Source organism: Burkholderia stabilis, from assembly GCF_001742165.1.
GTDB classification, from domain to species: domain Bacteria; phylum Pseudomonadota; class Gammaproteobacteria; order Burkholderiales; family Burkholderiaceae; genus Burkholderia; species Burkholderia stabilis.
Map to the genome: position 1 here is coordinate 2,129,990 of NZ_CP016443.1, position 12,383 is coordinate 2,142,372.

At 67.0% G+C, this 12,383-nt stretch carries 9 protein-coding genes; 2 read left to right on the forward strand and 7 right to left on the reverse strand.

The window, feature by feature from the left end; genetic code table 11:
- Positions 1 to 131 precede the first annotated feature (131 nt).
- The 5 genes from BBJ41_RS39675 to prpB all read right to left on the reverse strand — a co-directional run bounded on the left by BBJ41_RS39675 (position 132) and on the right by prpB (position 7,456).
- Complete coding sequence (locus tag BBJ41_RS39675) at positions 132 to 581, reverse strand: response regulator transcription factor (RefSeq protein WP_083281991.1); 450 nt, start codon at positions 579 to 581, stop codon at positions 132 to 134.
- Positions 582 to 1,193: 612 nt separating this feature from the next.
- Entirely contained in the window at positions 1,194 to 2,384 is a 1,191-nt protein-coding gene (gene prpF, locus BBJ41_RS27345; protein WP_069749333.1) for a 2-methylaconitate cis-trans isomerase PrpF, read from the reverse strand.
- A gap of 24 nt (positions 2,385 to 2,408) precedes the next feature.
- Positions 2,409 to 5,003 carry a Fe/S-dependent 2-methylisocitrate dehydratase AcnD gene (gene acnD, locus BBJ41_RS27350; protein ID WP_069749334.1) on the reverse strand — a complete coding sequence of 865 codons (2,595 nt, stop codon included), beginning with the start codon at positions 5,001 to 5,003 and terminating at the stop codon, positions 2,409 to 2,411.
- Positions 5,004 to 5,084: 81 nt separating this feature from the next.
- The gene (prpC, locus tag BBJ41_RS27355; protein WP_069749335.1) at positions 5,085 to 6,257 is read right to left on the reverse strand and encodes a bifunctional 2-methylcitrate synthase/citrate synthase; all 1,173 of its coding nucleotides are present in this window, start codon (positions 6,255 to 6,257) and stop codon (positions 5,085 to 5,087) included.
- A 305-nt stretch (positions 6,258 to 6,562) separates the two neighbouring features.
- Positions 6,563 to 7,456: a methylisocitrate lyase gene (gene prpB, locus BBJ41_RS27360; protein WP_069749336.1), complete on the reverse strand. Its 894-nt coding sequence runs from the start codon at positions 7,454 to 7,456 to the stop codon at positions 6,563 to 6,565.
- A gap of 170 nt (positions 7,457 to 7,626) precedes the next feature.
- Between prpB and prpR the strand changes: the two genes are divergently transcribed.
- Positions 7,627 to 9,615: a propionate catabolism operon regulatory protein PrpR gene (gene prpR / locus BBJ41_RS27365; protein ID WP_069749337.1), complete on the forward strand. Its 1,989-nt coding sequence runs from the start codon at positions 7,627 to 7,629 to the stop codon at positions 9,613 to 9,615.
- A 60-nt stretch (positions 9,616 to 9,675) separates the two neighbouring features.
- Here the strand turns inward: prpR and BBJ41_RS27370 are convergent, their stop codons facing one another.
- The gene (locus BBJ41_RS27370; RefSeq protein ID WP_069749338.1) at positions 9,676 to 10,320 is read right to left on the reverse strand and encodes a CGNR zinc finger domain-containing protein; all 645 of its coding nucleotides are present in this window, start codon (positions 10,318 to 10,320) and stop codon (positions 9,676 to 9,678) included.
- 100 nt (positions 10,321 to 10,420) lie between these two features.
- Between BBJ41_RS27370 and BBJ41_RS27375 the strand changes: the two genes are divergently transcribed.
- Positions 10,421 to 10,804, forward strand: coding sequence for a VOC family protein (locus BBJ41_RS27375; RefSeq protein ID WP_069749339.1), 384 nt, complete (start codon positions 10,421 to 10,423; stop codon positions 10,802 to 10,804).
- Between the two features lie 132 nt (positions 10,805 to 10,936).
- Here the strand turns inward: BBJ41_RS27375 and BBJ41_RS27380 are convergent, their stop codons facing one another.
- Entirely contained in the window at positions 10,937 to 11,785 is an 849-nt protein-coding gene (locus BBJ41_RS27380) for an ureidoglycolate lyase (protein ID WP_069749340.1), read from the reverse strand.
- Positions 11,786 to 12,383: the final 598 nt, after the last annotated feature.

Here is a 12,383-nt window from a genome sequence, read left to right on the forward strand (position 1 = left end):
CGTCTTGCGCGCGGCGGGCGTCACGCGCAAAACGGCAATATGTTTATTCACGGATAAATTGCACAATTTCGAATCCGAAAACGGTTATTGATTTAATTCACTGATTCGAATTGGCGGTACGTGGAGTCAGATTAGGATTCGCCAGACGAATTGGCCATGCCACACTTCGCGTATTGACCGGCGATCCACGACACCAGTTGACGCGTCGATTCAAAGCGGCATTTATCGAGTAAATGCTCGCGATGCTTGTCGACGGTACGGGGGCTGATTTGAAGGACGCGTGCGATCTGCTTGCTGCCGTGCCCCTGGCACAGCAGCCGCAGCACGCGGGATTCGGCCGGACTCAGGCGGACGCCATCGAGATCGAGTCGCTCCAGCCACTCGGGCCCGTCAGGCAGATCGAGGCCGGGCAACGCGATGACGGATCGGACACCGGTCTTCTGCTTGACCCGGCTCGCATGGCGCCGCGCGGTATCGAGCCCGATTCCGAGGTGATTGGCAATGGCCTTGTTGCTGAATCCGCGGCACAGCAGATCCAGGACTTCTTTCTCCCGCGGCGTGAGAGCAGGATCCGACTCCATCGGCCCGGTCTTGTCGTCTTTGCCGCCGGGTAGGTGTGGTCAGTCGATTGCGACGCTGTCGGCTGCGATATTTATGGTCGAAATTTCCGACAGGAGCGTCGCTTATATCACACTTCAATGCCGCTAATTGGCGTGCATATTGAGTCGAATCAATTCGACGAAAAATCGGGCGCCCACATTACACCGCGCATACGATTAATGAATGAAATCGTTTTTCCTGGCCGGGGAATATTTTATTTTTCGGTCATTTAAAACCGGAATTCCCGTTGTATCGGAACGTCGTGGCATATCGCGGTCGCGCGAGGCGCAACACGCAATCGGTACGGCTGGAGGGAAATCCTTGCAGGCCGGTGGCGACCCTGTCCGATCCGGTAACCGGGAAACGGACGACGGGCGCGATACGGGCATCGGGAACGCGGGGAAAGCACGTGGCCCGTACCCGCTTTGCGGCATGACCGGTTCGAAGAAGGCGCATCGCGCGCCGGAAACAAAACGACGCGCCCCATGTGCGGGGCACGTCGGCATCCGTCTCGCAGGCGGGTCGCCGGCCGTGAGGCCGGTGAAGCGGGCCGGCCGCCTGCCGCATCGCCCCATATCGGGGCGATGCGCGCGTCAGAACGCGTCGCCCGGCACCCGCACCCAGCCTTCCATCAGCACGCGTGCGCTGCGGCTCATGATCGCCTTCGTGACGGTCCACTCGCCGTTCTCCCGCTGCGCTTCCGCGCCGACGCGCAGCGTGCCCGACGGATGCCCGAAGCGCACCGCGTTGCGTTCGCCGCCGCCCGCCGCCAGATTCACGAGCGTGCCGGGGATCGCCGCGGCCGTGCCGATCGCGACCGCCGCCGTGCCCATCATCGCGTGATGCAGCTTGCCCATCGACATCGCGCGCACCAGCAGGTCGATGTCGCCCGCGTTCACGCGCTTGCCGCTCGACGCGACGTAGTCGGCCGGCTTCGCGACGAACGCGATCTTCGGCGTGTGCTGCCGCGTCGCGATTTCGTCGAGCGTGTCAATCAGGCCCATGCGCAGCGCGCCGTGCGCGCGAATCGTCTCGAACCTCTCGAGCGCCTTCGCATCGCCGTTGATCGCATCCTGCAGCTCGGTGCCCGTATAACCGATCGCTTCGGCCTCGACGAAGATCGTCGGGATGCCCGCGTTGATCATCGTCGCCTTCAGCGTGCCGACGCCCGGCACTGCGAGATCGTCGACGAGGTTGCCGGTCGGGAACATCGAGCCGCCTGCGCCTTCTTCCTCGGCGGCCGGGTCCATGAACTCGAGCTGCACTTCGGCCGCCGGGAACGTGACGCCGTCCAGCTCGAAGTCGCCCGTCTCCTGCACCGCGCCGTTCGTGATCGGCACATGGGCAATGATCGTCTTGCCGATGTTCGCCTGCCAGATCCGCACGGTCGCGACGCCGTCGCGCGGCACGCGCGCCGGATCGACGAGCCCGCCGCTGATCGCGAACGGGCCGACCGCCGCCGACAGGTTCCCGCAGTTGCCGGTCCAGTCGACGAACGCCTTGTCGATCGCGACCTGCCCGAACAGGTAGTCGACGTCGTGGCCGGGCCGCGTGCTCTTCGACACGATCACCGTCTTGCTGGTGGACGACGTCGCGCCGCCCATCCCGTCGATCTGCTTGCCGTACGGATCGGGGCTGCCGATCACGCGCAGCAGCAGCGCGTCGCGCGCGGCGCCCGGCGCCTGCGCGGCGTCGGGCAGGTCCTGCAGCCGGAAGAACACGCCCTTGCTGGTGCCGCCGCGAATATAGGTCGCGGGAACCTTGATTTGAGAAATGTGAGCCATGTCTGTGTTCTCGATGTGACCCGGTCAGGCCGCCTGCGACGATTCGAGGAAGTCCTGTGCGAAGCGCTGCAGCACGCCGCCCGCGTCGTAGATCGACACTTCCTCGGCCGTATCGAGCCGGCACGTCACCGGCACCTCGACACGCTCGCCGCTCTTGCGGTGAATCACGAGCGTCAGGTCGGCGCGCGGCTTGCGCGCGCCGATCACGTCGAAGGTTTCGGTGCCGTCGATGCCGAGCGTCGTCCGGTTCGTGCCCGGCTTGAACTCGAGCGGCAGCACGCCCATCCCGATCAGGTTCGTGCGGTGGATCCGCTCGAAGCCTTCGGCGACGATCGCCTCGACGCCCGCGAGCCGCACGCCCTTCGCGGCCCAGTCCCGCGACGAGCCCTGGCCGTAGTCGGCCCCGGCGACGACGATCAGCGGCTGCTTGCGATTCATGTACGTCTCGATCGCTTCCCACATCCGCATGACCTTGCCTTCCGGCTCGACGCGCGCGAGCGAGCCCTTCTTCACCGCGCCGTCGACGATCGCCATCTCGTTGATCAGCGTCGGGTTCGCGAACGTCGCGCGCTGCGCGGTCAGGTGGTCTCCCCGGTGCGTCGCGTACGAGTTGAAGTCTTCTTCCGGCAGGCCCATCTTCGCGAGGTATTCGCCGGCCGCGCTGTCCAGCAGGATCGCGTTCGACGGCGACAGGTGGTCGGTCGTGATGTTGTCGCCGAGCACCGCGAGCGGGCGCATCCCCTGCAGCGTGCGCTCGCCGGCCAACGCGCCTTCCCAGTACGGCGGACGGCGGATGTACGTGCTCTGCGCGCGCCAGTCGTACAGCGGCGCCGCGCGCTCGCCCGCATCGGCGCTACGCGCGAACATCGGCTCGTAGACCTTGCGGAACTGCTCGGGCTTCACGCTCGACGCGACGATCGCATCGATCTCCTCGTCGGTCGGCCAGATGTCCTTCAGCGTGACGGGCTTGCCGTCCTGGTCGTGGCCGAGCACGTCCTTCTCGATGTCGAAGCGGATCGTGCCGGCGATCGCATACGCGACGACCAGCGGCGGCGACGCGAGGAACGCCTGCTTCGCATACGGATGGATGCGGCCGTCGAAGTTGCGGTTGCCGGACAGCACGGCGGTCGCGTACAGGTCGCGATCGACGATCTCCTGCTGGATCTTCGGGTCGAGCGCGCCCGACATCCCGTTGCAGGTCGTGCACGCGAACGCGACGATGCCGAAGCCGAGCTTCTCGAGTTCCGGCAGCAGGTTCGCTTCTTCCAGATACAGCTCGACCGCCTTCGAGCCCGGCGCAAGCGAGCTCTTCACCCACGGCTTGCGCGTCAGGCCGCGCGCGTTCGCGTTGCGCGCGAGCAAGGCGGCCGCGATCACGTTGCGCGGGTTGCTGGTGTTCGTGCAGCTCGTGATCGCGGCGATGATCACCGCGCCGTCGGGCATCTCGCCCGCCTTCTCTTCCCACGCGCCCGCGATCCCGCGCGCGGCGAGGTCGGACGTCGGCAGCCGCTTGTGCGGGTTCGACGGGCCGGCCATGTTGCGCACGACGCTCGACAGGTCGAACGTCAGCGTGCGCTCGTACTGCGCGTTATCCAGCGTGTCGGCCCACAGGCCCGCCACCTTCGCGTACGTCTCGACGAGCTTCACCTGCTCGTCGCTGCGGCCCGTGAGGCGCAGATAGTCGGTCGTCTGGCCATCGATGAAGAACATCGCGGCCGTCGCGCCGTATTCGGGCGCCATGTTCGAGATCGTCGCGCGATCGCCGAGCGTGAGGCTCGCCGCACCTTCCCCGCGGAATTCCAGATACGCGCCGACCACCTTTTCCTTGCGCAGGAACTCGGTCAGCGCGAGCACGACGTCGGTCGCGGTGATGCCGGGCTGGCGCTTGCCGGTCAGCTCGACGCCGACGATGTCGGGCAGGCGCATCCACGATGCGCGGCCGAGCATCACGTTCTCCGCTTCGAGCCCGCCCACGCCGATCGCGATCACGCCGAGCGCATCGACGTGCGGCGTGTGGCTGTCGGTGCCGACGCAGGTGTCCGGATACGCGACGCCGTCCTGCGCCTGGATCACCGGCGACATCTTCTCGAGGTTGATCTGGTGCATGATGCCGTTGCCCGGCGGGATCACGTCGACGTTCTCGAACGCCTTCTTCGTCCACTCGATGAAGTGGAAGCGATCCTCGTTGCGGCGATCCTCGATCGCGCGGTTCTTCGCGAACGCGTCCGGATCGAACCCGCCGCACTCGACGGCGAGCGAGTGGTCGACGATCAACTGCACGGGCACGACCGGGTTCACCTTCGCCGGGTCGCCGCCGCCGTCGGCGATCGCGTCGCGCAGGCCGGCGAGATCGACGAGCGCGGTCTGCCCGAGGATGTCGTGGCACACCACGCGCGCAGGGAACCACGGGAAGTCGCTTTCGCGCTTGCGCTCGATGATCTGCTTCAGCGATACATCAAGGGTTGCCGGATCGCAGCGGCGCACGAGGTTTTCGGCGAGCACGCGCGACGTGTACGGCAGCGTGTCGTAGGCGCCGGGCGCGATCGCTTCGACTGCGGCGCGCGCGTCGAAATAGTCCAGCGACGTGCCGGGCAGGGGTTTGCGGTTGGCGGTATTCATGATGTGGGGCGGGAATCTGGGTATGACATTCCGCGCGCGCCGGCGCCCGTCATGCGGGCAGCCGGCGCGCGCGGCGGGCGATCAGCGCTTCTCGATCGGCACGAACTGCAGGTCTTCCGGACCGGTGTAGTTCGCGCTCGGGCGGATGATCTTGTTGTCGATGCGCTGCTCGATGATGTGCGCGCTCCAGCCCGACGTGCGCGAGATCACGAACAGCGGCGTGAACATCGCGGTCGGCACGCCCATCATGTGATACGACACCGCGCTGAACCAGTCGAGGTTCGGGAACATCTTCTTCGCGTCCCACATCACCGATTCGAGGCGCTCGGCGATGTTGTACAGCTTCACGTCGCCCGCTTCCTTCGACAGCTTGTGCGCGACGCCCTTGATCACCTTGTTGCGCGGATCGGAGATCGTGTAGACCGGGTGGCCGAAGCCGATCACGACTTCCTTGTTCTCGACGCGGCGGCGGATGTCGGCTTCGGCGTCGTCCGGCGAGCTGTAGCGGCTCTGGATTTCATACGCGACTTCGTTCGCGCCGCCGTGCTTCGGCCCACGCAGCGCGCCGATCGCGCCGGTGATCGCCGAGTAGATGTCCGAGCCCGTGCCCGCGATCACGCGGCCCGTGAACGTCGATGCGTTGAATTCGTGCTCCGCGTACAGGATCAGCGACGTGTGCATCGCCTCGACCCACGACTTCGACGGCGTCTTGCCGTGCAGCAGGTGCAGGAAGTGGCCGCCGATCGAATCGTCGTCGGTTTCCGTCTCGATGCGCTTGCCGTTGTGCGAGAAGTGATACCAGTACAGCAGCATCGAACCGAGCGACGCCATCAGGCGGTCGGCGATATCGCGCGCGCCCGGCAGGTTGTGGTCGTCCTTCTCCGGCAGCACGGTGCCGAGCACCGACACGCCGGTGCGCATCACGTCCATCGGGTGCGCGGACGCCGGGATCTGCTCGAGCGCCGTCTTCAGCGCGCTCGGCAGGCCGCGCAGCGCGCGCAGCTTCGTCTTGTAGGCGGCCAGTTCGGTCAGGTTCGGCAGCGTGCCGTGGACGAGCAGGTGCGCGATTTCCTCGAACTCGCACGACTCGGCCACGTCGAGAATGTCGTAGCCGCGATAGTGCAGGTCGTTGCCGGTCTTGCCGACCGTGCACAGCGCCGTGTTGCCGGCCGTCACGCCCGACAGCGCCACCGATTTCTTCGGCTTGAATGCGCCTGCGGCGGCCGGTGCTGCTGCGTCTTTCGTCTCGCTCATGTTTCCGTTCTCCAATGTGTGTCTGTGTCGGCCGCACTTAGCGCTTTAGCGCTTAGTGCGGCCCCATGCTTCGCGGTCGGCTGGACTTGGCGCTTTAGCGCTTAGGCCGGCCCCATGCTTCGCGGTCGGCCGCACTTGGCGCTTTAGCGCTTAGTCCGGCCCCATGCTTCGCGGTCGGCCGCACTTGGCGCTTTAGCGCTTAGTCCGGCCCCATGCTTCGCGGTCGGCCGCACTTGGCGCTTTCAGCGCTTAGTGCGGCCCAATACAAAGCTTCCCGGGAAGCGCATCCCGGCGCGCGGGCCGCGTTACTTCTTGCCCTGCGCGAACAGTTCGTCGAGCTTGCGCTCGTATTCGTGATAGCCGAGGAAGTCATACAGTTCGGCGCGGGTCTGCATCGTCGGCACGGCCGCCTTCTGCGTGCCGTCGCGGCGCAGCGTCTCGTAGAAGTTCAGCGCGGCCTTGTTCATCGCGCGATACGCGCCGCAGCAGTACAGCGCGATGTCGACGTTCGCCTCGCGCAGTTCGTCGAGCGTGAACAGCGGCGTCGAGCCGAACTCGGTCAGGTTCGCGAGGATCGGCACCTTCACGGCCGCCTTGAAACGGCGGTAGTCGTCGAGCGTCTTCATCGCTTCCGGGAAGATCATGTCCGCGCCGGCTTCGACGTACGCAATCGCGCGCTCGATCGCCGCGTCGATCCCTTCGGCCGCGGCTGCGTCGGTACGCGCCATGATCACGAACTGGTCGTCGGTGCGCGCGTCGACCGCAGCCTTGACGCGATCGACCATTTCCTCGAGCGGCACGACTTCCTTGCCCGGACGGTGGCCGCAGCGCTTCTGGCCGACCTGGTCCTCGAGGTGCACGGCCGCGACGCCGGCCTTGATGAACGAACGGACCGTGCGCGCGATGTTGAACGCGCCGCCCCAGCCCGTATCGATGTCGACGAGCAGCGGCAGGTCGGTCGCGTTGGTGATCCGGTTCGCGTCGATCAGCACGTCTTCCATCGTGCTGATGCCGAGGTCGGGAATGCCGAGCGAATTCGCGGCGACGCCGCCGCCCGACAGATAGACGGCCTTGAAGCCGACGGCCTGCGCCATCTTGGCCGCGTAAGCGGTGATCGCGCCAACTACCTGCAGCGGCTGCTCTGCCGCGACTGCCGCGCGGAATTTCGCGCCGGCGCTCTGAAGATGCGTGTTGCTCATGAACGGCCTCCTGATGGAATGCCCGATAACAGCAAGGACCGGGCCAGCTCGCGAAACAGCGCTAACCCACTGATTCTTAAGCACCCGGCGCAGGCGAAGCAGCACCCGGGAATTTCAATTCAGCAATTTCATGTTTCAAAAATGAAATCGCACGCGCATAATCGATCGCCATGGACCTCTCCTCGACCAAGCCCGTCGGCCCGGCCGATCGCGCGGCGCGCCCGCGCATCTGGGCGATGGGCATCAGCCGCCTGCGCGACCTGTTTCGCGAGATCGCCGGCGAATTCGACGAACGCGCCGACGTACGCATCGTCACGCGCGCCTATGAGGATGCGCTCAGCGCGATCGCCGAGGCCGGCACCGCGCGGCCCGACGTGATCGTCGCGGCCGGCTCGAACGGCGGTTTCCTGAAAACGCGTGCGCAAGTGCCGGTGGTGGTGGTATCGCCGACCGGCTTCGACGTGATGCAGGCGCTCGCGCGCGCCCGGCGCGACGCGTCGCGGATCGCGCTCGTCAGCGCCGGGGAAACGCCGCCCGAAGTGCGCCGCTTCGTCGCCGCGTACGGCCTCGACGTGCAGTTTGCGTCATATCAGTCCGCGCAGGAAGCGGAAGCCTGCGTGCACGACCTGCGCGACCGCGGCATCGAGACGATCGTCGGCCCCGGCCTCGTCACCGATCTTGCAGCCAGCGCCGGCATGGGCGCGGTGTTCCTGTATTCGCACGCGTCGGTGCGAAAGGCCGTCGATACGGCGCTCGAAGTCGCGTACGCGACGCACGCCGAGGCGTTTCGCCGCCAGCGGCTCGACAACCTGCTCCAGCACCTGCGCGACGGCGTGGTCGCGCTCGACGCGCGCGGCCGCGTCGAGGCGATCAACGAGCGGCTCGCATCGGCGCTCGGGGTCGAACCCGCGGCGGCCGTCGGCCGTGCGCTCGTCGATCTTCGGCCCGAGCTGCGCACGCTGCGCGGCGAAGATGGCGACGCGCTCGCCACCGTGCGCGGCGTGCGCTACGTCGTGCATCGCGGGCCGCTCGTCGATCGCGGCGTCACGTCGGGCAGCGTGCTGACGTTCCAGGAATCGCGCGCGGTCGAACGGCTCGACCGCGCGCTGCGTTCGCAGCCGACCACACAGCAGTTCGCGGCGCGCTACGCGCTCGACGACGTGGTCGGCGCATCGGCGCCGATGGCGCGCGTGCGCGATCTCGTGCGCCGTTATGCGAAATCCGACGCGACCGTGCTCGTGCTCGGCGAAAGCGGCACCGGCAAAGAAATGATCGCGCAGAGCCTGCACGCACTGTCCGCGCGGCGCAGCTACCCGTTCGTCGCGGTCAATTGCGGCGCGTTTCCGGAAGCGCTGCTCGAGAGCGAGCTGTTCGGCTATGAGGAGGGCGCGTTCACCGGCGCGCGGCGCGGCGGCAAGACGGGCCTGTTCGAAGCCGCGCACCGCGGCACGCTGTTTCTCGACGAGATCGGCGAGATGCCGCCGTCGCTGCAAAGCCGGCTGCTGCGCGTGCTGCAGGAGCGCGAGGTGATCCGTCTCGGTTCGACCGAGCCGATCCGCATCGACGTGCGCGTGATCGCGGCGACACACCGCCCGCTGCTCGCGGCCGTCGAGGCCGGCACGTTCCGTGCGGATCTCTATTACCGACTCAACATCCTGAACGTCGGCCTGCCGCCGCTGCGCGAGCGCGCGACCGACATCCCCGCGCTCGCGGCCACGCTGCTCGTGCAGGCCGCGCGGCGCGAGCCGCGTCTCGCGGAGCGGCTGCGCGACGCCGACGATGCCGCGCGCATCCTCCGCGCGACACAAGCGACGCTCGCGCACTACCGGTGGCCCGGCAACGTGCGGGAACTGCAGAACGTGATCGAGCGGATCGCGGTGGAACTGGCCGAGGAAGCCGACGAAAACGATCCGGCCGCCGCGTGCGGTGCGCTCGATCCCGGCGCGCTGCAGGCGATCGCGCCGGAACTGTTCGCGACGCCGCCCGACGCGGCCGGCGCCGACACCGACGACGCGCAGACGCTGCACGCGCGCCGACGCCGCGCGGAAGCCGACGAGATCCGTGCGGTGCTCGACGCCTGCGGCGGCGACCGTGACCGCGCATGCGCGATGCTCGGCATCAGCAAGACGACGCTGTGGCGGAAGTTGTCGGCGAAATAGGCCGGTTCGAGGGTGAGGTGACGCGGGCGACGCGCCGGTGCGCGCGCCCCGGCGGACGCGTCAGTCGGCCTTGTGATAGTGGCGGTACGCCTTCGCCCGATTGCCGCACGACGACATCGAACACCAGCGGCGGCTACCGTTCTTGCTGTCGTCGATGAACAGCCACTGGCATGCATCGTTCGCACAACGCTTGACCTTCGCGAGCCTCGCGCCGCCAAGCAGGTCGATCGCCGACCACAACACCGGGCTCAGCAACCCTGCGAGCGTCACGCCCGCTGCCCCGATCCGCCACGCATAACCGCCGTCGATTCGCGCCAGCGAAATGCGCGGCGACGCTTCCGCCAGAAAACCGCCGAGCAGCGCGAGATCGTCAGCCTGCGGCTCGCACCGCTCGGCCTGCGCATGGAAAAGCCGGTACAACGCCTCGCGCAACGCGAGTGCACGCGCCAGCGTCGCCGGCGCATCGTTCTCCCCTGCGTGCACGCGACACGCGTCGGCCAGACCGGCCGGCACGCCGGCCTGCTCTCGGCACCACGCCAGCAGGTCGTCCATCGTTCCGAAGGTTTCCGTCGGCGGGTCGCTGCCACGCCAGTACAGCGTGTTCGCGAAATCGATGCTCAGGGTTTCAGGCGGCGCCGGAATCAGGCAGTCCATCGTGACGGAAGGTTGCGTATTGCTCATGCCCGGATCGTATCTAACCACCATGCCGGTTGACAAGCCTGCGGACGGTTTCTAACATAACCAGCATGGTGGTTAAAACAAAGTTTGTTGCACGAGCATCCCCCTCAGTTCAAGGAGCCAACAGATGATCGATCACCTTTCGCTCGGCGTTGCACACATCGGCCGCAGCCGCACGTTCTACGACAGCGCTCTGGGCGCGCTCGGCTACAAGCGGCTGTACAGCGACGACGGATCCATCGGCTACGGCACCGCCGAACCGGTGCTGTGGCTGCAGCATGCGGCGCGGCCTGTCGCCGCCGATCCCGATTCGGGGCTGCACCTGTCGTTCAGGGCCACGTCGCCGGTCGAGGTCGACGCGTTCTACCGCGCCGCGCTCGAGCACGGCGGACAGGACAACGGCGGCCCCGGCAAACGCGAGCATTACGGCCCCGGCTATTACGCGGCGTTCGTCGTCGATCCCGACGGATACCGGCTGGAAGCGCATTGCGAGCTGGACAACGTCGTGTGACCGGCCCGCGTGCAAACGCGAAGGGCCCGATTCCGCGCAATGCGGAATCGGGCCCTTGCTTTTTGACTCACCGGCATCCGGTTTCCGACGACCGCCGCCGGCGGTCGTTCAACGGGATCACCGCACGCGCGGTTATTGCGCGCCGCGCGTGTGCTGCAATTGCTCGCCGAGCCCTTCGATCCCTAGGCGCACCATCTGGCCGGCCTTCAGGAAAACCGGCGCCGGCTTGATGCCCATGCCGACGCCCGGCGGCGTGCCGGTCGTGATCACGTCGCCCGGTTGCAGGCTCATGCAGCTCGACAGATAGGCGATCAGTTGTGCGACGGTGAACACCATCGTGCGCGTGTTGCCGTTCTGATAGCGATGGCCGTCGACTTCGAGCCACAGGTCGAGACGCTGCGGATCGGGCACCTCGTCGCGCGTGACGAGCCACGGGCCGATCGGGCCGAACGTGTCGAAGCCCTTGCCCTTGTCCCACTGGCCGCCGCGCTCGATCTGCCATTCGCGCTCGGACACGTCGTTGACGACGCAGTAGCCCGCGACGTAATCGAGTGCGTGTGCCTCGTCGACGTCCTTGCACGGTGCGCCGATCACGACGCCCAGCTCGACTTCCCAGTCCGTCTTGACCGAACCCTTCGGGATATCGATGCCGTCGTTCGGACCGCAAATCGAACTCGTCCACTTGCCGAACACGACCGGCTCCTTCGGGACCGGCATGCCGGCTTCGGCCGCGTGGTCGGCATAGTTCAGGCCGATGCCGATGAACTTGCCGACGCGCCCGACGCACGCGCCGATGCGCGGCTCGCCGGACACGAGCGGCAGCGTGGCCGGGTCGATCGCGCGCAGCCGCGCGAGACCCGCGTCGGACAGCACGTCGCCGGCGAGATCCGGTACGTGCGCGGACAGGTCGCGAATCCGGCCTTCCGCGTCGAGGACACCGGGCTTTTCCTGGCCGGACGGGCCATAGCGAAGCAGTTTCATCGTGCTCAACCTCTGTTTGTCGAATGGGACAGGATACCGGCCGACGCGGCCATTCGCGACCGCGCGCCGGACTGATTGTCGATCGTCGATTGCGCGCGTCGGCGCCGTATCCGGCATGCCGTCGACGCGCGAGGGTCGCGCGGGCGCAGCGATCGCGGCGCCGCACGAATGTACGGCGCGCATCGAACGGGCGGCCGCCGGTCTGCGCATCGGCGACGACGGCCCGGTACCGCGACGCGTACCGGCCGGTGCCGGCCGGCTTCACGCGCGGCCGTGCCGTCGCTGGCCCGCCAGCCTTTGTACCATCGGCCGCGCGCCGTGAAATGACGCGCGACGGATACCGACTATTGGTGCGCCCGCAGACGCTGCGGCGCAGCATTGACCGTGCTCGCGCAACCGGTTGCATCGCGCGTGCCGGCATCGCCTGCCATCAATGCGTGAATACTGGGTATTCGGGGTGCCCCTGTCATCGGGAACGTTTGCCAATCCGTTCTTGTTCGGTAACGATCGGTAAAAAGACGCTGCATTGCACACTGTATGTTTATTGCTAAGCTCGTACGAATGGCTTTCACCGCCATCCGCGGGCCCGATTTATGCG

Coding starts and splice junctions, on each gene's coding strand:
- acnD (WP_069749334.1), bottom strand. CDS start 5,003: ATGAATACCGCCAACCGCAAACCCCTGCCCGGCACGTCGCTGGACTAT.
- prpC (WP_069749335.1), bottom strand. CDS start 6,257: ATGAGCGAGACGAAAGACGCAGCAGCACCGGCCGCCGCAGGCGCATTC.
- BBJ41_RS27375 (WP_069749339.1), top strand. CDS start 10,421: ATGATCGATCACCTTTCGCTCGGCGTTGCACACATCGGCCGCAGCCGC.
- prpB (WP_069749336.1), bottom strand. CDS start 7,456: ATGAGCAACACGCATCTTCAGAGCGCCGGCGCGAAATTCCGCGCGGCA.
- BBJ41_RS39675 (WP_083281991.1), bottom strand. CDS start 581: ATGGAGTCGGATCCTGCTCTCACGCCGCGGGAGAAAGAAGTCCTGGAT.
- prpR (WP_069749337.1), top strand. CDS start 7,627: ATGGACCTCTCCTCGACCAAGCCCGTCGGCCCGGCCGATCGCGCGGCG.
- BBJ41_RS27380 (WP_069749340.1), bottom strand. CDS start 11,785: ATGAAACTGCTTCGCTATGGCCCGTCCGGCCAGGAAAAGCCCGGTGTC.
- BBJ41_RS27370 (WP_069749338.1), bottom strand. CDS start 10,320: ATGGTGGTTAGATACGATCCGGGCATGAGCAATACGCAACCTTCCGTC.
- prpF (WP_069749333.1), bottom strand. CDS start 2,384: ATGGCTCACATTTCTCAAATCAAGGTTCCCGCGACCTATATTCGCGGC.